The sequence below is a fragment of the Thermoflexus sp. genome (assembly GCF_040289485.1).
GTDB lineage: Bacteria > Chloroflexota > Anaerolineae > Thermoflexales > Thermoflexaceae > Thermoflexus.
Window position 1 is genome coordinate 14,514 of sequence record NZ_PSLG01000003.1, and the last position, 20,676, is coordinate 35,189.

A 20,676-nucleotide genomic window follows, 5' to 3' on the forward strand; every position below is an offset into this window, starting at 1 on the left:
CTCAGGAACTCGCTGGCCGGTGGAAGCGGCCATGGCGGCCACGCCGGTATCCCGAGGGAGGTCCTCCGCGGCGTTGTCGATGGTGGTGCTGGACGGCAGTTATGGGGAAGGCGGCGGGCAGATCCTGCGCTCGGTCCTGGCCCTCTCGACCATCACCGGGCGGCCGGTGCGGGTGGAGAACATCCGGGCCCGCCGCCCGAACCCTGGCCTTCAGGCGCAGCACCTGAGCGCGGTGAAGGCGGCCGCGATGCTCTGCCGCGCCCAAGTGCACGGGGCTGCCCTGGGTGCCACCACCCTCACCTTCATCCCCCAGGGTCCACCGGCCCCGGGCACCTACACGATCGATGTGGGGACGGCCCGGGCTGGGGGGAGTGCGGGATCGGTGACCCTGATCTTGCAGGCCATCCTGCTGCCCCTGGCTTATGCGCCTGGGACCTCCCGGGTGACGTTGCGTGGGGGGACCCACGTGCCCTGGAGCCCGCCCTTCCATTACGTGCGGGATGTGCTCCTGCCGTGCCTGGCCCGCATGGGCCTGCGCGCTGAGATCCATCTGGAGCGCTGGGGGTGGTATCCGGCCGGCGGTGGGGAGATCACCCTCGATGTCCACGGACCTCTGGCGGGCCAGGGCCTCTATCGGCTGCAGCCGCTGACCCTGACGGAGCGGGGGCCGCTGCGGCGGCTGTGGGGCTGGGCCGCCGTCTCCAACCTGCCGCTGGAGATCGCCAGGCGGATGGCGGCCCGGGCCAACCGGCTCCTGCGGGAGGCCGGCCTCCCCGATGAGGTGGAGGCCATCCAGGTGGAGAGCCCGGGGCCGGGGGCGGGGATCTTCCTCATCGCGGAATACGCCCACGTCCGGGCGGGCGCCTCCGCCTACGGGAAGAAGGGTCTGCCGGCGGAAAAGGTGGCGGAGGAGGCGGTGGCCGATCTGGTGGCTTTCCACCGCACCTCCGCGGCGGTGGATCCGCACCTGGCGGACCAACTGATCCTCCCCCTCGCCCTCGCGTCGGGGGCCTCCCGGTTCACGACCTCCCGCATCACCGCCCACCTTCTGACCAGCATCTGGGTGGCCTGCCACTTCGTCGGAGACCGTTTCGAGGTGCTGGGGGAGGAGGGGGAGCCCGGGGAGGTGCGGGTGCGCCCGGCGGAGGAGGCCCTTCATGCTTGAGATCGTTTTCCTGGGCACCTCGGCGTCGGCCCCTTCCATCCGGCGGGGGCTCCCCGCCCAGGTGGTCCTCTTCGAGGACCGGCGGTTCCTGGTGGACTGCGGGGAGGGCACCCAGCGGCAGTTGTTGAAAAGCGGCCTGGGCTTCCGCCGGCTGGAGACGGTGCTGCTCACCCATGCCCACCTGGATCACATCCTGGGACTGGCCGGCTTCCTCTCCACGGTGATGCGCTGGGAGATCCTTCCCCGCGTGGCGATCTACGGACGCCGGGGGGCCATCGAGCGGGTCAAGGACCTGATCTACCGCGTGGTGCTGCGGGGGGTGCGACCCTCCATCGAACTTTCTTTCCACGCCATCGAGCCGGGCCTGCTGTTCGACGACGAGAAACTCAGCGTCTACGCCTTCCCGGTCAGCCACCGTGGGGGAGACAGCCTGGGCTATCTGTTCCGGGAGAAGCCCCGGCGACCTTTCCTCGTGGAGAAGGCGGAGGCCCTGGGGATCCCGCCGGGACCGGAGCGCCGCCGCCTGGTCGAGGGGCAGCCGGTGATCTTGCCGGACGGCCGCGTGGTGACGCCGGAGGAGGTATTGGGGCCGCCGGTGGAGGGGGCCTCCCTGGCACTGATCGGCGACGCCGGGCGGGTCGAGGATCTGGTGGAGGCGGTGGCGGGAGTGGGCGCCCTGGTCATCGAGGCGACCTACCTGCAGGCCGATCGCGACCTGGCCCGTCGCCACGATCACCTCACGGCGGCCGAGGCGGCCGGGCTCGCCCGCGCCGCCGGGGTTCGCCACCTCATCCTGACCCATCTCTCGCGGCGCTATCGGGAGCGGGACATCCGGGCGGAGGCGCAGGCCCTTTTCCCCAACGTCTGGGTGGCCCGGGACTTCGACCGGTATCGGATCCTGAAGGGCGGCGGGCTGGAGGTGGAGCGGGCGGAGCCCCACGAGATCGAGGAGGAACGGGATGTCCTTGCGGAAAGCGAGCGTGCTTGAACTGGCCACGGCGGCTTACGAGTTGGACGCCCGCGTCCTGCGCGGCCCCCTCCATCGGGATCCGGAGGGCCGGTGGTGGATCGGAGAAACGCCCTTGGAGGAGTGGTTGGTCCCCTATGAGGGTCACGAGGCCGTCCTGATCCTGGCCTCCCTCTCGGAGGAGACCCCGCTGACCCCTCGGGTCTGTCGGACCTGCGGCCGGGAATACGTCGGCTGGGATTGTCCCCATTGCCGCGAGGTCCGCCGTCGTCTACGGGGCGCCTGAGGCCGGTCGCCCAAAGGAGCGTGCGCTGTGGTGAAGATCATCACGCTGTATCGGACCCCTGCGGACGCCGCCGCCTTCGAACGCTGGTATCAGCAGCACCTGGCGCGGATCGAGCGCCTGCCGAACCTGCGCCGCGTGGAGGTCTCGCGGATCTGGGGGACGCCGGCCGGCGGCTCCCCTTTCCATCTGATGGTGGAACTGTATTTTGAGGATCGGGCGGCCCTGGAGGCCGCCCTCCGCTCGCCGGAGGCGGTCGACGCCTCCGCCGACCTCTCCCGCTTCGCCGCCGGCCAGGTCCTGGTCATGTTCGCCGACGCGTTCGAGGAGGAACGCGGCGGGCCATGAGGTGCGCGGCCATCATGGGCGTGGAGAGCGGCCCCAGCGGCGGGCCCACAGCCAGCGGGCGAGGGCCGCAGGTCCCCCCGCCGCCAAGGCCCCCCACGCCCCGAGGGCGAGAAGGCCCACGATCTGGGCGGTCAGTTGCCCCGGATCGGGGGGGGATCCCCATCCCGGAACCCCCACCACCCCCAGGCCGGCGCGCCCCATGAAGGACGAGGTCCCGACGCCGTTCCAGCCGGCCCCAGCCCGGCCGTCGGCCAGCAGGCCGACGGCCAGCAAGCCGGCTGCCCCTGCCAGTCCATAAAGCAAGGCCAGGCTCTGGGGCGTCTGCCCCCGGCGTCGAAGCCCATACACCAGGATCGGCGTGGCCAGCCCCATCAGCAGGCCCCACCCCCCGGCCAGCCACGGCCCGGTGAACGGTGCCGCCGTCAGCCCGGAGACCCATCCCACTGCGAGGGCCCGCACGCCCATGAGGAGGTCCGCCTGCCGGGCGACCACGCCGGTGTAGAGCCACGCCCCCAGCACGGCCCCCAAGGCGCCCAGCCAGGCGTTGCGGGCGATCAGGGCGCTGTCCGGCATCGGCTGCATCGTCCGCAGGGGGTCCGCCTCCAGCCAGGCCAGCCAGCCCACGCCGATCAACAGGCTCCCCCAGCCGCCGAGCAGGGGGAGATGCACCGGCGGGAGGGTCGGCTCGGGGGATGGCCGCCGCTGCCCCCAGGCGCCCAGGATCCCCCCCAGCGCCCCGCCCGTCACCACGAAGAGGACGCCGGCTCCGGCCGGATCCACCACGCCGTGGCCCAGGCGCAGGGTCGTGCCCAGGCGGCTCAACCACCCGTTCCCCCAGACCCAATGGCTCCCGATCGGGAGGACCAGGCCGCCCAGCCATGCCCCCCAGAGGGCGGCCGGCCCGACGGCCATGCCCTCCAGGCCCATCCCGAGCAGGAGGGCGGCGACGGCCACCGCCGGCGCGTGATGGAGCCAGAGGGCGGCCAGGGCCGGCTCCCGGTCGATCCCGGAGAGAAGAAAGCCGCTCAAGCCCACCAGGCTCCACATGGGCTGGGGATCGGCCCCCAAGGTGTAGACCCGCCGCAGGGCCTGGAAGGCCGTCGCCTCCGTCCACAGCCCCATCCCGCCGAAGGCGAAGCCGAAGCCGCTGATGCCCCAGGCGATCAGGGCGGCCGTCGCCGCCGCCAGGCCCCGCCCCAGCGCCCGGCGCGCCGCTTCTTCGTCCATCCCCGCCCAGAGCACTCCCATCCATCCCAGGGGCCACAGCCACGCCAGTCCCACCATCGCTCATGCCTCCACCACGGCCTCGACGCCCAGGGCTTGGAGGACCCGTTCCATGGGGTTGATCAGGGTGGTCGTCTCCGAGCCGGCGAAGAGCAGGCCGACCAGGCGGCCGTTCAGGTCCAGGATCGCCGAGCCCGAGTCCCCGGGAGCGCTCATCGCTCCCGCCATCGCTTGCCTGTGGAAGGTTGCCCTCCGGCCGTCGTAGTCGATGCGGGCGGTGACATCCACCTGGAGGATCCGCCCCCGGGTGTAGCCCGTGGTGCGGCCGAACTTCTGGACCTCCATCCCGAGGGCAGGGGCGGCCACCCCCTTCGGGATCCCGATGGTCAGGATGGCCGGGGTGACGTCGGCGGGGTTGAAGGGGCGGGCGATGGCAGCGTCTACCTCGTTCAGGGCCACCGGCTGTCGGACGGCCTGCAGGCGATGGGAGGAGCCGATCCACTCCAGGATCGCGTTCAGCCAGCGCGCCAGGCGCTCCGCCCACGGACATGTGGCCGGCTCCTCGTCAAACCGGATGGGGACGAAGGCCACCAGTTCCGCGATCTCGTCGGCCACCGTCCCGCCGTCCACCGGGCCGGGCTGTCGGATCCGGTCCCCCGGGCGCCCCCGGTTGGTGGCGGCCAGCACATGGTTGTTGCTCAGGATGAAGAGGGTTTCCCCCCGCCGGACCACGCATCCGAAGGTCCCAGCGGTGACCAGGGGATGCCCGATGGAGACGCCGGGAGGGGCCGGCCGGTAACGGCGCGTGGGATCCTGGAAGGCCCGGAACCGGCCGGTCTCCACCACGTCGGTAGGGATGCCGTCCAGGGTTGGCGGGATGAGGTCGGAGGGGGCCAGTTGCGCAGCGGGGACCTTCCGTTCCACCGAGACCACCACGCTGAGGACATCCAAGACCTGACCGCCCTTGGTCTTATAGCCGATCCCCACCCCGACCACATGGCGGCGCGTGAGCAGGCGGGGGAGGTGGGCGGCTTTGACCTGGGCCAGTGGTCGCCAGTCCGCAACCATGGGCATCCTCCTTTGGGAACGGCGAGGTCCCTCCTTGGCCTCAGGTCCTTCAGTTTAACGGCTTTCCCCGGGGGTGGGAACCGGCCTTCCCCCATTATGCCTTCGGGGTCGGTTTCCGGTATGCTTTTGGGTGTTCAGGGCGTTGGGGAGGGGCGTCTCTCGCTTCCACTCCCCAGCGCCAGGAGGGCAGGTGGATGGTGGGGACGCTGATCAACGTGGCGACGGTGGTGGTGGGCAGCGGCGCCGGGCTGGCGGTGGGCCGACACCTTTCGGAACGCCTCCGGGGGACGGTGCTCAGCGGCCTGGGGCTGATGACCCTGGTCATTGGGATGCGCATGGCGATGGAGACGAAGAGCCCGCTGTTGATGCTGGCCTCCCTGCTGGTGGGCGGCGTGATCGGCGAGGCCCTCGGCCTGGAGGAGCGCCTGCAGGCCGTGGGGCGCTGGCTGGAGGCCCGCTTCTCCGGCGGGAACCCCGAGGGCAGCACCTTCGTGAAGGGCTTCGTCACCGCCAGCCTGGTCTTCTGCGTAGGCCCCATGACCATCCTGGGATCCATCCAGGATGGCCTCACCGGGAACTACACCTTGTTGGCCATCAAGGCGACCCTGGACGGCTTCGCCGCCCTGGCCTTCAGCGCCTCCCTGGGGATCGGGGTGATGTTCGCTGCCCTCACCGTCCTGGTCTATCAGGGGGCCCTCACCCTGGGGGCCGGCCTCTTCCGCACCCTCCTCACCGAGGCGATGATCGCCGAGATGACGGCGGTGGGGGGGGCGATGATCTTGGGCATCGGGCTGCTGCTGCTGGATCTGAAGCGGGTGCGGGTGGCCAGTTTCCTGCCCGGCCTCATCGTCGCCCCCTTGCTGGTCGCCCTGAGCCCCACCGTGAACGCCTTCCTGATGCGGCTGGGCATCCCGTTGACCGCGCCCTGACCGGGCGATCGCGCGCAGGAGGCCCCGATGTTGATCCGGAACGGCACGCTGGTCACGGCGGAGGGGATGCTGCGGGCTGATCTCCGGGTGGAGGGGGAGCGCATCGCCGCCGTCGGCGATCTCCTTCCGCAGCCCGGGGAGACCGTCCTGGACGCCGGGGGGTGCTTCGTGCTGCCCGGCCTGGTCGACCCCCATGTGCACATCGCCCTGGACACCGGGATCTACCGCACCGACGACGATTGGTTCATCGGGACGCGGGCGGCGGCCTTCGGGGGCGTCACCACCGTCATCGACTTCGCCACTCAGTTCCGGGGCCAATCCCTGGAGGAGGCCCTGGAGGCCCGCCTGGAGGAGGCCCGCGAGAAGGCGGTGGTGGATTACGCGCTCCACATGATGGTGACGGATCTCCCCCCGGGGCGGGAGGGGGCGTTGCACCGGCTGGTGGAGCGGGGGGTGGCTGGCATCAAGCTCTACACCACCTATCGCCCGAACTACTACGCGGACGACGCCACCGTGCTGCGCCTGATGCGGGCGGCCGGCGCCTTCGGATGGATGACCATGGTCCATTGCGAGAACGACGCCCTGGTGACCGAGGCGACGGAGCGGCTCAAAGCCGAGGGCCGCACCTCGCTGCGGGAGCACGGCCGCTCCCGGCCGCCCCTCGCGGAGGTGGAGGCTGTCCATCGCGTCCTCTTCCTGGCCGCCGAGGCGGGCGCCCCGGTTTACATCGTCCACTGCTCCACGGCCCGCGCCGTGGACCTGGTGCACGAGGCCGCCCTGCGGGGACAGCCGGCCTTCGCCGAGACCTGCCCGCAGTATCTGTTGCTGGACGAGACGGCCTACGCGGGGCCGCACCCGGAGTGGTATATCCTCCAGCCGCCGCTGTGGCCCGCCGCCGAGCGGGCGGGCCTGTGGGAGCGGCTGAGTCGGGGCTGGATCGCCGCCGTCGGGACCGATCACTGCGATTACTCCCTGAGCCAGAAGACGGCCACCGGCATGTTCCCCACCACCCCTGGAGGGCTGCCGGGGCTGGAGACCATGCTCCCCTTGCTCTACACCTTCGGAGTGGTGGAGGGCCGGATCCGCTGGCCGGATCTGGTGCGGCTGTGCGCGACGAACCCGGCCCGGCTCTTCGGGCTTTACCCCCGCAAGGGCACGCTGCAGCCGGGGGCCGACGCCGATCTGGTGATCTACGATCCGGAGCCGGAATGGGTCCTCACCGCTGCCCGCCTACACCACATCGCCGGCTACACTCCCTACGAAGGCTGGACGGTCCGCGGGCGGGCGCGCTTCGTCCTGGTCCGCGGCCAGGTGGTGGTGGAGGAAGGGGAGTTCCGGGGGGTGCCCGGCTGGGGCCGGTTCCAGGCGGCCCGGCCGGCGGAGGGATGGGCCCGCGATGCATCCGGTCAATGACCTGGACCTGAGGCGCTGGCGGGAATACACCGAGATCCTCACCGACAGCCTCTGGCTGCTGGGCCCGCGGGACAACAGCGGCATGCATACCCCGGAATACTGGGGCAACTTCGTCCCTCAGATCCCGCGCCAGGCCATGCTGCGCTTCACCCGAGCGGGGGAACTGGTGCTGGATCCCTTCCTGGGCCTGGGGACGACCCTGATCGAGTGCCGGCGGTTGGGCCGCTTCGGCATCGGCGTGGAACTGGTCCCTGAGGTGGCGGCGCGAGCCCGCCGGCTGGTGGCCCGGGAGCCCCGTCGGGGCGGCGTCCGGACCCGGATCCTGGTCGGCGACAGCCAGAACCCGGAGATCCAGCGGGCGGTGCGCGCCCAGATGCGGCGCTGGGGGTTCTCCGCCGCCCATTTGCTGATCCTCCACCCTCCCTATCACAACATCATCCGGTTCAGCGATCTCGAGGCCGACCTCAGCAACGCGCCAGACGAGGAGGAATTCTACCGCCGCTTCGCCCAGGTCCTGGACAATTTCGTTCCGCTGCTGGAGGAGGGCCGCTACCTGGTCCTGGTGATCGGCGACAGATACGCGCGGGGGGAATGGATCCCCCTGGGTTTCCGGGCGATGGAGCGCGTGCTGGAGCGCGGGTTCCGCCTCAAAAGCATCTGCGTGAAGGACATCCACGAGAACCGCGGGAAGCGGGGCCAGCACCATCTCTGGCGCTACCGCGCCTTGAAAGAGGGGTTCTATGTGTTCCGGCACGAATACGTGATGTTCTTCCAGAAGATGCGACGGGGAAGGCGGGCCGGGAGGTGAGCCGATGGCAGCGGGGCGACGGGCGCTGGTGCTCTCCGGCGGGGGCGGGCGGGGCGCCTATGAGGTGGGGGCTGTCCGGGCCCTTTTCGAGGCGGGGTGGACCCCGGAGATCCTGGTGGGCACCTCCATCGGCGCGGTCAACGCCGCAGCCCTGGCCGCTGGCTGGACCCCCGAGCGGCTGGCGGATTTCTGGCGGGGCCTGCGGACCGGCCACGTGCACCGGCTCCACTTCCGGTTCTGGGAGAGCCTCTTCACCACTGCCCCCCTGCGGGCCACCCTCCTGCGGCATCTGGATTTCGACCGGCTCAACGACCCTCAGAACCCCCGCACCCTCCTGGTGCTGGCGACAGACATCCGACGGGGATGCCCTGTGGTCTTCGCCACCCGGCCGGTCCCCAAAGCCCAGGCCGTCCGCGTCGGCCCGGAGCATTTGCTGGCCAGCTGCAGCATCCCCTGGATCTACCCGGCCACCCACGTCGGGGAGGGGTTCTTTTGGGACGGCGCGGTGATGGCCAACACGCCGCTCAACGCCGCCATCGAGGCGGGGGCGGATGAGATCGTGGTTGTGCTCTTGGCCCCGATGCCCGGGGAAGCCGGAGGATGGCCCCGTCCCCGCCATCCGCTCCACGTCCTGGCCATGGTCTTGGACCTAGCGCTGCTGGCTACTTTCGAGAACGATTACCGGCAGTTGCTCGCCGTCAACCAGGCGGTGCGCCGAGGTCAACCTTGGAAGCCCACCCATCGGGAGATCCGCTGCCGCATCATCGCCCCGGCGACGCCGCTCCCCCTTTCCCGGATCCTCCGTTACGACCGGGAGGGCACCGAGCGGCTGATCCGACAGGGGGAGGCCGACGCTCGGCGCGCCCTCGCCGCTTGGGAAGTGACCTGACCGCCGCCCGGTGGGGACCGGGAGCACCTGACGGCCTCTGTTGTCAATCCCTGAAACGACGTCTGGGCGTGTCCCCGCATGGAACGTTAAAATAAAGGCCGGCCTCGGCCCTTCCGCCGGGGCGGCGACTTCGACGGGGAGGCGGAATTCCGATGGCACCAACGGCTTCTCCCCCGGCGAGGCCAGCCTCGTCCGGGCGTTATTACCGGCTGTTCGCCGTGATCTTGCTGGCCTCGACGATGCTCTCCGTCTGGCTGGGGATCGCCGTGGTGATGGCCGCGCGGGCCCAGCGCTGGCGCGCCATGGCCGGCATGGGGGCGCCCGGGAGCGGTCCCCTGGGGTTGCCCCCTCTTCCCGAGGTCGGGCGGATGCTCAACCCCATCGAGTGGCTCAGCCCCGCCCCCGTCTGGCCGGTCCCCGGGCGGTTGAACGTCCTGATCCTGGGGGTGGATCGCCGGCCGGAGGAGCGGGAGGTCCCCGTCCGCTCCGATGCGATTATGCTGATCGGCTTAGATCCCATCAGCCAGACGATCTCCGTGCTCTCCATCCCCCGCGATCTTTATGTGCCGATCCCCGGGCTGGAGGAGCGGGGGATCTCACAAAGCCGGATCAACACCGCGTGTTTCTACGGCGATTACTATCATCTGGGGGGCTGCGGGGAACTGGCCAAGCAGACGGTGGCCTACAACTTCGGCCTTCCTGTCCATCGCTACGTCATCCTGGACTTCAACGGCTTCAAGAGGATCATCGACCTGGTCGGCGGGATCGAGGTGGAGGTCCCCCGCACCATCGTGGACAACGCCTATCCCACGGACGACTACCGGACGGAGCGCCTGGTGATCCCCGCTGGGCGCATCCATATGGACGGGGACCTAGCGTTGAAGTATGTCCGGACCCGACACGCCGACAGCGATTTCGGCCGCCTCAAGCGGCAGCAGCAGGTCCTCATGGCCTTGCGGGCGAAGGTCCTCTCGTTGCGGGGGCTTCCCCAGATCCCCGAGATCCTCCGGACGCTGGGGGATTCGGTGCAAACGGACCTCAGCGTCCCAGAGATGCTGGCCATCGCCCAGTTCGCTCGGGGTGTCCTCGAGGATCGCATCCGCCTGCTGGCGGTGGAGCCGTCCATGGTCCGCCCGTGGCAGACCCCCGGTGGGGCTGCCGTCCTGATCCCGGACCGTCGGGCGCTGGCCGATGTGGTGAAGGCCTTCCAGTGGGAGCGCTGAGACGGAGCGCGGTTGACGCCCGTCCATTGCCCCCTTAAAATGCCTGTGAGGAAGGCGGCCGGTTCGACGCTCCCGGGAGGGATCTCCTGCCCATGCAGCGGGATCGGATCACCGAGGATATCTACGTCTTCACCAGCGATTTCTACGCCCAGGTGAACGCCGGGGTGGTCCTGGCTTCGGAAGGGATCGTGGTGATCGATACCCTGCCGTTCCCGGAGGAGACGGAGGGGATCGTCTCCCTGGTCCGGGAGGAAGCCGAGGGGCGCCCCCTTTACATCATCTTCACCCACTATCACGCCGACCACACCTTCGGCGCCTGCCTCTTCCCCGACGCGGTGGTCATCGCCCACGCCCTCTGCCGCCAGCGGCTGGAGGAGCGCGGGGAACAGGCGCTCCGGGAGGCCAAGGCCCAGGAGCCCTCCCTGGCCCGCCTCACCCTGCGCCTGCCGGATGTGCTGGTGGAGGCAGGGGATCTCGTGCTCCGCCTGGGCAACAAGACCCTTCACATCTTCCCGGCGCCTGGACATTCCGCCGACGGCCTGGCCGTCTACGTGCGGGAGGACCGCGTCCTTTTCGCCGGGGACGTGGTGATGCCCATCCCCTACATCGTGGATGGGGATGTGGATCAGATGACGGCCACCCTCGAGCATCTGCGTGGCTTCTCCATCGAAACCCTGGTCCCCGGCCACGGCGAGCCGATCCTGCGCGGAGAGGTGCCGGACGTGATCCAGGGCCATCTCAACTACCTGAACACCATCGTGCGGGAGGTCCGGCGCTATCTCCAGCAGGGGAAGCCCCAGGAGGCGCTGCGGGAGATCGACGTGGAAAGCTGCGGGATCCCGCGCATCGCCCTCAACGGGCTGGCCCCCCAACTCCACCGCCGGAACCTAGTGGCCCTGTATCAGCGCCTGAGCGCTGAGGCCCCGCCCGCCCGCCGGGGGGCAGGGGCCAAATCCGAGCGCCGCCCCGCTTCTCGCACCTCCTAAGCGGATCCCCCGATCGCCTCGCAGACCAGCGCCGCCAGCGTCTCGATGAGGAGCGGGTCATCGTTCAAGGAACGGGAGCGCCGGAAGGTCAACCCGAGCCGCTCCGCGTGCTCCCGGGCCTCCACGTCCAGGTCGTAAAGGACCTCCAGGTGGTCGGCGATGAAGCCGATGGGACAGACGACCACATGACGGACCTGCCCCTCCCGGGCGAGGTCCGTCAGGACCTCCAGCAGATCCGGGCCCAGCCAGGGCTCCCCAGTGGCGCTGGCGCTCTGATAGGCGAAGGTCCAGCGCTCCAGGCCGAGCAGCCGGGCCACCCGCCCGGCCGAGTCCAGCAGTTCCGTCTCGTAGGGATCTCCCTCCGCCCGCAGCCGGGCCGGGAGGCTGTGGGCCGTGAAGAGGACGTGCGTGGCCTCCGGCGGGAGGCCCTCCAGGGCTTCCCGGAGCCGTATGGCCACCGCCCTCAGGAAGAGGGGATGGCTTCCCCAGCGATGGATCTCCAGGAGGGCGATGTCGGCGCCCCGATCGGCCAGCGCCCGGCGGACGGCGGCATGGTAGGCGCCCACACTCATCTGGGAATAGTGAGGGGCTAGCGGGATGGCCACCAGCTGCGAAATGCCCTCCGCCAGCAGATCGGCCACCGCCTCCTCGATGAACGGGGGGCTGTGCCGCATGCCGATGCGCACCCGAAATGTATGGCCGAAGGCCATGGCCTCCAGGCGGGCCGCCAGGGCGCGGGCCTGGGCTTGAGTGATCTCCAGCAAGGGGGAGCGGCCGCCGATCCGGCGGTAGCGTTCCTGCAGCGCCGCCACCTGCTCCGGGGACGGCCGACGGCCGCCCCGGATGTGGGTGTAGTAAGCCTCCACCTCCGCGAGGGAGCGCGGCGTCCCGTAAGCCATCAGCAAGATCCCGATGCGCGCCATTCCCACCTCCGTTCATTTGTTCTCCTGCAAAAGGGCCACGAGGCGCTGCGCCGCCTCGCGGGCTTGGCGGATGAGATCTGGCAGGCCGATCCCACGGTAGGAAGCGCCGATCAGGAGCAGGCCCGGGTAGATCGCCAGCATCCGTGCCAGGGCGGCCATCCGTTCCCCATGGCCCACCTCGTATTGCGGGAGCCCCTCCGGCCAACGGTGCACCCATCCGCGGATGGGATCCCCCTGGAGGCGGAGGACCGGGCGCAGGGCCTGGAGGGTTTGCGCGATCAGCACTTCGTCGGGGACGTCCAGCGGCGGCGGGCGGTCCGCCGATCCCATAAAGGCCCGGAGGAGGACGAAGCCGGGGGGCGCGCGATGGGGCCATTTGGAGGAAGACCAAGTGCAGGCCGTCAGGGGGAAGGGCTCCGTCCGGGGGACCAGGAAGCCGCTTCCCCGGAGCGGATGGCCCACCTGCTCCCGCCGGAAGGCAAGGGAAAGGACCACAACGGAAGCGAAGGGGATGCGGCGGAGCAGGGCGGCTGCTTCCGGGAGGAGCCCCGCGATCCACGGGGCGGCCGCCGGCGCGGGGACGGCGAGCAGAACCCCTTCGCCCTCCAGGGAGGTGCCGTCGTCCAGGGCAACGCGGTAGCGGACCCTCCGGTCGGTGCGTTGGGCTGCGAGGCCGACGGCCGAGCGCCCCAGGAGCAGGTGCGTGTGGGAAAGGGCGGCGGCCAGCCGCCGGGCCAGGGCGCCCATGCCGGACCGGAGGGACAGGAAGGCAGGACCGGGCGAGGACGGAACGGGGCGGGCCCGAAGCCCCCGGGCCAGGCTCCCCCAGCGGCGCTCCAGCTCGGCGAACTGGGGATACAAGGCCTGGAGGCTCAGCCGCCACGGATCGCCGGCATGGATCCCGGCCAGCAAGGGCTCGGCGATCCCCTCGGCGAAAGCGCGCCCGAACCGGCGCCGCAGGAACGCCGCCAGGGGCTCATCCCCATCCGCCCGGCGCGGGGGGATCCACGGCTCCAGCAGGGCGCGCAGCCATCCCCTCCACCCGAGCAGCGCGGCTATCCTCCAAAGGGCCGCCGGCCGGGGCTCCAGGCGGAGCAGGGCGTCCGGGATCGGATGGAGCCTCCCGCCCCGCCACACGAAAACCGTCCGCTCTTGCGGGGCCACCGCCTCCTCCTCCAATCCCAGTTCCCGCAGGAGGGCGACGCCCTCCGGTTGGAGGGCCCGGAAGGAATCTGGGCCCCCCTCCACGAGGAACCCCTCCTCCACTTCCGTGACCACCTTCCCGCCCAGGCGGCGCTCCCGCTCCACCAGCCAGATTTCTCCCCGCCACCGCCCGGCGCGCAGGGCCTGCTCCAGGAAGTAGGCCGCGCTCAGCCCGGCGATCCCGCCCCCGACGATCACCACCCGCGCCATGGCTCCCCCCCGGCCGCCGGGCCCCGCCCGCCGTGGGCATGGACCCAGTCCACCAGCCGCGCTACGGTGTCAGGGGGTGTTTCCGGCAGCAAGCCGTGGCCGGTGTTGAAGATGTGGCCGGGCCGGCCGCCGGCCTGGGCCAGAATGCGCGCCGCGTGCTCGGCCACGACCGGGAAGGGGGCCAGGAGGACGGCGGGATCCAGGTTCCCCTGGACCGCCACGCCCTTCCCCAGGCGGGCCCAGGCCTGATCCAGTGGCACCCGCCAATCCAGCCCGATCACCGTCCCCCCCGTCTCCCGCATGGCCTCCAGCAGGGCAGCCGTGCCGGTTCCGAAGAAGATCACCGGGATCCCAGTGGGCGCGAGGGCGGCCATGAGGGCCTGCAGATAGGGCTGGACGAAGGCCCGGTAGTCTTGCGGGTTCAGCACCCCCAGCCAGCTTTCGAACACCTGTAGGGCGTGGACGCCGGCAGCGATCTGGGCGAGGGCGAAGCGCTGCAGGCTTTCGGTCAGGATGCGCATCATGGCGTGCCAGAGGGACGGCTCGGCGAACATCAACGCCCGGACCCGGGCGAAGTCCCGGGACGCCCGTCCCTCGATCAGATAACAGGCCAAGGTGAAAGGCCCCCCGAGGAAGCCGATGAGGGGCACTGAGAGGTCCTGGCGGAGGATGCGGATGGTCTCCAGCACGAAGGGCAGGTCGGCCTCCGGCTCCAGCGGGCGCAGGCGGGCGAGGTCGGCGGCCGACCGCACTGGTCGCTCGACCACCGGCCCGACGGCCTCCTCGATGGCGAGGGAGAAGCCCATCCCCATCAGCGGGAGCGTGAGGTCGGAGAACAGGATGGCGGCGTCCAGGTCGAAGCGCTGCAACGGCATCCGGGTGACGGCCGCGGCCAGTTCCGGGTGGCGGCAGAGGGCCAGGAAGCCATAGCGGGAGCGCAGCGCCCGGTATTCGGGGAGATAGCGGCCGGCCTGGCGCATGAACCAGACCGGGGTGGTGTCGACCGGTTGCCGGCGGCAGGCCCGGAGGAAGCGGTCGTTAAAGGCCACAGGCCACCTCCTGGAAGGCCTCGCGGGCCGCCCGGATCGTCCGCTCGATGTGGTACTCGGTGTGGGCGGCCGACACGAACCACGCCTCCAGGGGCGAGGGGGGCAGATAGACCCCCCGCTGGAGCATCGCGTGGAAGAAGCGGGCGTAGCGCCCCCGATCCGTGGCCGTCGCCGTGGCCTCGTCCACCACCTCGTGCTCGGTGAAGAACAGGCTGAGCATCGATCCCACCCGGTGGATCTGAACGGGGACCCCGGCGGCGGCCGCGGCGTCGCGCAGGCCTTCCGCCAGGGCCGCGGCGCATCGCTCCAGCCCTTCGTAAACCTCCGGGGTGAGGGCCTCCAAGGTGGCTAAGCCCGCGGCCATCCCCAGCGGGTGCCCGGAGAAGGTCCCCGCCTGATACACCGGGCCCTCCGGGGCCACCCGGTCCATCAGTGCTCCCCGCCCGCCGTAGGCGCCGACGGGGAACCCCCCGCCCAGGACCTTTCCCAGACAGGTGAGGTCCGGGGTGACGCGGTAGCGGGTCTGGGCGCCACCCCGATCCACCCGGAACCCGGTGATCACCTCGTCGAAGACCAGCAGCGCGCCGTAGCGGTGGGTGAGGTCCCGGAGGCCCTCCAGGAAGCCCGGCCGGGGAGGCACCACGCCCATGTTCCCTGCCACTGGCTCCACGATCACCGCCGCGATCTGATCGGGGAACCGCTCGAAGAGGGCGGCGACGGCCGCCAGGTCGTTATAAGGGGCCACCAGCGTGTCCTGGACCCAGAGGGGGGAGACGCCGGCGCTGTCGGGAAGCCCCAGGGCCGCCACCCCGGAGCCTGCCCGGGCCAGCAGGAAATCGGCGTGGCCGTGATAGCCACCGGCGAACTTAAGGACCTTCGGCCTCCCGGTCGCCGCGCGGGCCACCCGCAGCGCGCTCATCACCGCCTCGGTCCCCGAGTTGACAAATCGAATTTTTTCGATCGATGGAAGGGCCTCGCGGACGCGGCGGGCGAGGGCGACCTCGGCCTCCGTGGGGGCGCCGAAGAGGATCCCCCGGCGGAGGGCCCTGCGCAGCGCCCGGACCACAGGGGGAGGGCAGTGGCCCAGGATCAAGGCCCCCCACCCGCAGACGTAATCGATGTAACGGTTCCCATCCACGTCGTAGAGGTAAGGGCCTTTGCCCCGAGCGATGAAGCGGGGGATGCCGCCCACCGCCCGGAAGGCCCGCACCGGGCTGGAGACCCCACCGGGCATAAGGCCCCGCGCGGTTTCGTAGAGGCGCTGGGAGTTCTTCGCTGGGCGCATCGGGTTGCGGGCCATCGGAGCCTCCCCGTTACGGCGAATAGGGACAGAGCGGATCGCTCTCCAGGGGGTCGCCGGTGACGGCGTAGGCCCGGGCTCGGGATCCCCCGCAGATCGCCCGGAAGGGACACCGGCCGCATTTCCTCTTCAGGCGGTCAGGATCCCGCAGGGCCCGGAACACAGGATGCTCCCGGTAGACGGCCACCGGGTCCTCCCGACGGACGTCCCTCAGCGGGAGAGGCAGGAAGCCTGCCGGATAGATCTCGCCGATGTGGGAGACAAACATGATCCCGTTGCCGTCTCGCACCCCGAAGCCCCGCCGGATCTCCACCGGCACGTCCTTGCCGTTCCGCTGCACGGCCACGCGGCGGTAGTGGGGCGCCTCGGTGGTCTTGATCGAGAAGGGCACCTGAGGGGCCAGGTCGAGGAGCCAGTGCATCAGCCTCTCGCTCTCCTCCGGGGAGATCTCCCGCAGCACCCGGCCGCGGCCGGTGGGCACGAGGAAGAACAGGCTCCAGCGGGCGACCCCCCATTCGATCAGCCGATCCACCATGGCCGGCAGGTCTCCCACGGTCTCGGCGCAGACCAGGGTGTTGACCTGCACCGGCAGGCCGGCCGCCCGCGCCCATCGGACAGCCCGCACCGTCCCCTCGAAACTGCCCGGCACGCCGCGCAGGGCATCGTGGCGTTCCGCCGTCGCCCCGTCCAGGCTGAGGGCCAGCATCCAGACCCCCGCCGCCTGCAGCCGCCGGATCACCCCCTCGGTGAGGGCGTAGGTTCCGCTGGGCGTCAGGGCCACCGAGAAGCCCCGCTCCCGCGCCGCGGCGATCAGGTCGAACAGGTCCGGGCGCTGAAGGGGATCCCCGCCGGTGAGGACCAGATGGGGGAGCGGCGGGCCGAAGGCGGCCAGCCGGTCCAGGAGGGCCAGACCCTCCACCGTGGAGAGCTCCCGCGGATCGCGCCAGGGGATGGCCTCCGCCCGGCAGTGACGGCAGGCCAGTTCGCACGCCCGCGTCAGTTCCCAGTAGATCAACAGGGGCCGCTCTTCGTAACGCATCGCCCCCTCCTCACCCGAGGTCGGCGAACAGTTCCTCCGACGGTCGGCGGAGGGCTGTGTAGATCGGTGTGTCCCGCAAGGTGTAGCGGCGAGCCTCCGTTCCCCGCAGCGTCTGGACCAGGTCGGAGAACAGGGCCAGATCGGCGGTCTCGTAGACCACCACGAACTCTTGGTCCTGCAGCCCGAAAGCGTAAAGGAGCCACTGCCGGATGGCCGGATATTGCCTCCCTACGCGGATGTGTTCGTTCATCATCCCCTGCCGCGCGTCCTTGCTCAGCAAATACCAATCCGTCGTCTTCACGAAGGGGTAGACGATAAGGTAGAGGTCCCGTTCCGGGGCGAAGGGGTCGATCTCCTGGGGGGAGCGGCCGGCGGCATAGGGGGAGGGCCGGGTGAGACCCCACAGGGTCTGGACCGGCTGGATCCGGGCGCGGCAGGCGTTGGCCGCCCGGGCGAAACGGGCGAAGAACCGGGCCGGGGCCTCGGGGTCCTCCACAGGCTCTGCGCTCCAGATCAGCAGGTCCGCCTCCGTCCGGGTCGGGAACACCTGGTAGAGGTGGACCGCGGCGGCGATCCCGCGGAAGCCCTCCCACCACGCGGCGGCCTGGGCGCGCCGCTGGGCCGGCGGGAGGGACCAGAAGGCCTCGCTGAACCGGAAGACGGCGAAATGGCCGAGGACAGGCTTCTCCATCGTGGGACCTCCGGAAAGGGATCAGAGGGCCATCGGGATCTCCCCGCGGAGGAGCCGCGCGGCCTCTTTCGCGAAGTAGGTGATGATGAGATCCGCCCCCGCCCGCTGGATGGCCGTCAGGATCTCCAGCATCGCCCGCGTCTCGTCCAGCCAGCCCATGGCGGCGGCGGCCTTCACCATGCTGTATTCGCCGCTCACGTTGTAGGCGGCGATGGGATGATCGAAGCGCTGACGGGCCTGTCGGATCACGTCCAGGTAGGCGAGGGCCGGTTTCACCATCACGATGTCTGCCCCCTGGGCGATGTCCCGCTCGATCTCCCGCAGCGCCTCCCGGGCGTTGGCCGGATCCATCTGGTAGCCACGCCGATCGCCGAAGCGGGGCGCCGAGTCGGCGGCCTCCCGGAAGGGTCCGTAAAAGGCCGAGGCGAACTTGGCCGAGTAGGCCATGATCCCCACGTGGAGGAAGCCGGCCTCGTCCAAGGCCTCCCGGATGGCTCGGACCTGCCCGTCCATCATCGCGCTGGGGGCGACGAGATCCGCCCCGGCCGCCGCGTGGGATACGGCCATGCGGGCCAGGAGGGGCAATGTGGCGTCGTTGTCCACCTGGCCGTCTCGCACGACTCCGCAGTGGCCGTGGTCGGTGTAGGCGCAGAGGCCAGCGAACGATCCGACGGTCCAGGGGCATGCGGGGAAGGCGGCCCGGCGCCCACCGCGCCGCACCGCATGGGACGGGGATCCCGGCGGGCCTCTCTCCATGCTACTCCGGCTTCGTTAGAAATCCATCAGCGCAACGGGATCGCTCTTTGCCATTTCGTCGGTACATCGTGGCGAACATGTTGTGCGAGCGGAGGAAAGGTCGAAAAATATGCGGTGGAGTGCTCTGAGAATCGAGGAAGGAGGTTCGGATGGCGGGGGGAGGGTGTTGGGGATCTGTGCTATAATGGGCGGCTGGTGGCCGGGGGCTGGCGGTTCGGGCAGCCCCTGGTCGACTGGTGGAGATCGATGGGGGAGGCGATCGGTGACCACGGCGTTGCACCTTGCCCAGATCGTGTTGGCGGTGGCCCTCATCGCCATCATCCTGCTCCAGGCGGGCTCCTCGCAACTTGGCGGGGTGTTCGGGCTGGGGGATGTGGGGGTGCCTCGGAAGCGGCGGGGGCTGGAGCGGACGGTGTTCAACCTGACGGTCCTTTTGGCCGTCCTCTTCCTGGCCCTGGCAGTGGTCAACGTGATCGTCACCGGGAACCCGACCGGTTGAGCCGCGCCGGTGTCACAGCGGCCATGGCGTCCCGTCCCCGTCCCCCGACCCTGGCCCCAGGCCTGCGCCTTCCCCTGGCGCTGCTCAGTCTGTTGGCGGTTGGCCTGGGGCTCCTGATGATGTCCCTGGCTGCCCGGGCGGGCGTGGAGACCGTCCCGGCGCGGGGCGGGCAGTATGTGGAGGCCCTGGTCGGCCCCATCACCACCTTGAACCCCCTTCAGGTCCAGCCGGGCGATCCGGAGGCCGATCTTACCCGCCTGATCTTCAACAGCCTGGTGCGCCTGGATCCCCAAGGGCTCCCGGTGGGCGATCTGGCCCTGCGGTGGGAGGTCTCGGAGGACGGACGGCGCTACACGTTCTATCTTCGTCCCAACGTCCGCTGGCACGACGGCGTGCCGTTCACCGCCGACGACGTCCTTTTCACCGTGCGCCTGTTGCAGTCTCCGGACCTCCCGGGTCCTCCGGGGCGGGCATTCCTCTGGCAGGCCATCGAGGTGGTCCCCATCAACAGCCTGACGGTCCAGTTCCGGCTGCCGGAGCCCCTGGCCGTCTTCCCCGACCTATTGACCTTCGGGATCCTGCCGGCCCATCGTCTCCAGGGGGTCCCGCCGAGTCAGTTCAGCGCCCATCCCTTCCACCTGAGCCCCATTGGGACCGGTCCGTATCGGGTGGAGCGGGTGTATGTGGAAGAGGGGCGGATCCAGCGGGTGCGCCTGGCCGCCCACACGGGCTACTTCCGGGGCCCGCCGCTCCTGGAGCAGGTGGAGTTCCGGATCTTTCCGGACACGCGCACCGCCCTCATGGCCTACCGCGCGGGGGAGGTGCAGGGGATCGCCCGGATCTTCCCCACCGATCTGGACCAAGTGCGCGCCCTGCCGACGCTGAACCTGTTCTCAGCCCTCCTCTCCGGTTATGAGGCCATCCTGCTCAACCACGCCTCGCCCCTTTTCCGGGACCGGGAGGTGCGCCAGGCCCTCTGGCTGGCCCTGGATCGCCAGCACCTGATCGATCGCTTGCTGGCCGGCCAGGGGGTGGTTGCCCACAGCCCCATCCCGCCCCGGAATTGGGCGTTTCACCCCCGCCTGCCGCCCGTCCCCTACGACCCGGAGCGGGCACGGGCGCTGCTGGAAGCGCGGGGCTGGACGATCCCGGAGGGCGAGACAGGGCGCCGGAAGGGGGACCAGGTCTTCCGCTTCCGCCTGGTGACCAGCGCCGACGGGTTCCACGAGGTCCTCGCCCAGGAGATCGCCCGGCAGTGGCGGGCCTTGGGGATCGCGGTGGAGGTGGAGCCCCTTCCTGGGGACCTGGTGGCCCAGGCCCTGGCCCCCCATCGGTTCGATGCGGCCCTGGTGGAGATCATGATCCCGGGGGATCCTGACCCCTATCCGTTCTGGCACGAGACCCAGGTCGAGGGCGGACAGAACTACGGTGGGTTCCGGGATCGAGACATCAGCGAGGTCCTGGAGGAGGCCCGGCGGGTCCCCGACATCGCCCGTCGCCGGGACCTCTATTGGCGCTTCCAGGAACTGTTCCAAGAGAAGGTCCCGGCCCTGTTGCTCTTCTATCCCGTTTACACCTACGCGGTGGACGAGCGGATCTCCGGGATCCAGATCGGGGCCCTGCTGCACACCCCCGCCGACCGCTTCGATGGGATCACCGAGTGGTACACCATGGTCCGCCGCCGGGTCATCGTGCGGTAGCCG

At 70.5% G+C, this 20,676-nt stretch carries 20 protein-coding genes and 1 pseudogene; 12 read left to right on the top strand and 9 right to left on the bottom strand.

The features are described 5' to 3' along the window. Positions 1 to 73 precede the first annotated feature (73 nt). The 4 genes from rtcA to C4313_RS00985 are packed head-to-tail and all read left to right on the top strand — an operon-like array spanning position 74 to position 2,763. Complete coding sequence (gene rtcA / locus C4313_RS00970) at positions 74 to 1,165, top strand: RNA 3'-terminal phosphate cyclase (RefSeq protein WP_503012433.1); 1,092 nt, start codon at positions 74 to 76, stop codon at positions 1,163 to 1,165. Further along, positions 1,158 to 2,153, top strand: coding sequence for an MBL fold metallo-hydrolase (locus tag C4313_RS00975; RefSeq protein ID WP_352428009.1), 996 nt, complete (start codon positions 1,158 to 1,160; stop codon positions 2,151 to 2,153). The genes rtcA and C4313_RS00975 overlap by 8 nt, the downstream gene beginning before the upstream one ends. Further along, positions 2,125 to 2,418 (top strand): hypothetical protein, encoded by a 294-nt coding sequence (locus tag C4313_RS00980; protein WP_352428010.1) that lies wholly within the window; start codon positions 2,125 to 2,127, stop codon positions 2,416 to 2,418. Before C4313_RS00975 ends, C4313_RS00980 begins: the two co-directional genes overlap by 29 nt. Before the next feature lie 27 nt (positions 2,419 to 2,445). Continuing rightward, positions 2,446 to 2,763: an EthD family reductase gene (locus tag C4313_RS00985; protein WP_352428011.1), complete on the top strand. Its 318-nt coding sequence runs from the start codon at positions 2,446 to 2,448 to the stop codon at positions 2,761 to 2,763. A 12-nt stretch (positions 2,764 to 2,775) separates the two neighbouring features. Here the strand turns inward: C4313_RS00985 and C4313_RS00990 are convergent, their stop codons facing one another. Together C4313_RS00990 and C4313_RS00995 are read right to left on the bottom strand one after the other, a co-directional pair. Next, the gene (locus C4313_RS00990) at positions 2,776 to 4,047 is read right to left on the bottom strand and encodes a hypothetical protein (protein ID WP_352428012.1); all 1,272 of its coding nucleotides are present in this window, start codon (positions 4,045 to 4,047) and stop codon (positions 2,776 to 2,778) included. A gap of 3 nt (positions 4,048 to 4,050) precedes the next feature. Further along, the gene (locus C4313_RS00995) at positions 4,051 to 5,055 is read right to left on the bottom strand and encodes a trypsin-like serine protease (RefSeq protein WP_352428013.1); all 1,005 of its coding nucleotides are present in this window, start codon (positions 5,053 to 5,055) and stop codon (positions 4,051 to 4,053) included. 194 nt (positions 5,056 to 5,249) lie between these two features. Between C4313_RS00995 and C4313_RS01000 the strand changes: the two genes are divergently transcribed. The 6 genes from C4313_RS01000 (at position 5,250) to C4313_RS01025 (ending at position 11,303) form a co-directional block, all read left to right on the top strand. Further along, complete coding sequence (locus C4313_RS01000) at positions 5,250 to 5,984, top strand: DUF554 domain-containing protein (RefSeq protein WP_352428014.1); 735 nt, start codon at positions 5,250 to 5,252, stop codon at positions 5,982 to 5,984. 27 nt (positions 5,985 to 6,011) lie between these two features. Beyond that, positions 6,012 to 7,397 (top strand): dihydropyrimidinase, encoded by a 1,386-nt coding sequence (hydA, locus tag C4313_RS01005; RefSeq protein WP_352428015.1) that lies wholly within the window; start codon positions 6,012 to 6,014, stop codon positions 7,395 to 7,397. Further along, positions 7,381 to 8,205: a DNA methyltransferase gene (locus tag C4313_RS01010; RefSeq protein WP_352428016.1), complete on the top strand. Its 825-nt coding sequence runs from the start codon at positions 7,381 to 7,383 to the stop codon at positions 8,203 to 8,205. The genes hydA and C4313_RS01010 overlap by 17 nt, the downstream gene beginning before the upstream one ends. Before the next feature lie 4 nt (positions 8,206 to 8,209). Beyond that, entirely contained in the window at positions 8,210 to 9,094 is an 885-nt protein-coding gene (locus tag C4313_RS01015) for a patatin-like phospholipase family protein (protein WP_352428017.1), read from the top strand. 152 nt (positions 9,095 to 9,246) lie between these two features. Next, a complete protein-coding gene (locus C4313_RS01020) occupies positions 9,247 to 10,317 on the top strand; it encodes an LCP family protein (RefSeq protein WP_352428018.1) in 1,071 nt (356 codons plus the stop codon). A gap of 92 nt (positions 10,318 to 10,409) precedes the next feature. Then, positions 10,410 to 11,303 carry an MBL fold metallo-hydrolase gene (locus C4313_RS01025; RefSeq protein WP_352428019.1) on the top strand — a complete coding sequence of 298 codons (894 nt, stop codon included), beginning with the start codon at positions 10,410 to 10,412 and terminating at the stop codon, positions 11,301 to 11,303. Here C4313_RS01025 and hemH read toward each other — a convergent pair. From hemH to hemB, 7 genes and pseudogenes are all read right to left on the bottom strand, one after another. Continuing rightward, a complete protein-coding gene (hemH, locus tag C4313_RS01030; protein ID WP_352428020.1) occupies positions 11,300 to 12,226 on the bottom strand; it encodes a ferrochelatase in 927 nt (308 codons plus the stop codon). The two genes, C4313_RS01025 and hemH, sit on opposite strands and share 4 nt — an antisense overlap. Before the next feature lie 12 nt (positions 12,227 to 12,238). Beyond that, positions 12,239 to 13,639, bottom strand: a complete 1,401-nt coding sequence (gene hemG / locus C4313_RS01035) for a protoporphyrinogen oxidase (RefSeq protein ID WP_352428021.1) — start codon at positions 13,637 to 13,639, stop codon at positions 12,239 to 12,241. Continuing rightward, the gene (gene hemE, locus C4313_RS01040; RefSeq protein WP_352428022.1) at positions 13,624 to 14,688 is read right to left on the bottom strand and encodes a uroporphyrinogen decarboxylase; all 1,065 of its coding nucleotides are present in this window, start codon (positions 14,686 to 14,688) and stop codon (positions 13,624 to 13,626) included. Before hemE ends, hemG begins: the two co-directional genes overlap by 16 nt. Next, positions 14,678 to 15,988, bottom strand: coding sequence for a glutamate-1-semialdehyde 2,1-aminomutase (gene hemL, locus C4313_RS01045; RefSeq protein WP_352428023.1), 1,311 nt, complete (start codon positions 15,986 to 15,988; stop codon positions 14,678 to 14,680). Before hemL ends, hemE begins: the two co-directional genes overlap by 11 nt. A gap of 13 nt (positions 15,989 to 16,001) precedes the next feature. Continuing rightward, positions 16,002 to 17,027: a TIGR04053 family radical SAM/SPASM domain-containing protein gene (locus C4313_RS01050; protein WP_352428024.1), complete on the bottom strand. Its 1,026-nt coding sequence runs from the start codon at positions 17,025 to 17,027 to the stop codon at positions 16,002 to 16,004. Positions 17,028 to 17,037: 10 nt separating this feature from the next. Continuing rightward, entirely contained in the window at positions 17,038 to 17,718 is a 681-nt protein-coding gene (locus C4313_RS01055) for a chlorite dismutase family protein (RefSeq protein ID WP_352428025.1), read from the bottom strand. A 21-nt stretch (positions 17,719 to 17,739) separates the two neighbouring features. Further along, positions 17,740 to 18,372 (bottom strand): annotated as a pseudogene (gene hemB, locus C4313_RS01060) (porphobilinogen synthase); the annotation flags it as partial. A 364-nt stretch (positions 18,373 to 18,736) separates the two neighbouring features. Between hemB and secG the strand changes: the two are divergent. After that, positions 18,737 to 18,973: a preprotein translocase subunit SecG gene (secG, locus tag C4313_RS01065; RefSeq protein ID WP_352428026.1), complete on the top strand. Its 237-nt coding sequence runs from the start codon at positions 18,737 to 18,739 to the stop codon at positions 18,971 to 18,973. Then, positions 18,970 to 20,673: a peptide ABC transporter substrate-binding protein gene (locus C4313_RS01070; RefSeq protein WP_352428027.1), complete on the top strand. Its 1,704-nt coding sequence runs from the start codon at positions 18,970 to 18,972 to the stop codon at positions 20,671 to 20,673. The genes secG and C4313_RS01070 overlap by 4 nt, the downstream gene beginning before the upstream one ends. Positions 20,674 to 20,676: the final 3 nt, after the last annotated feature.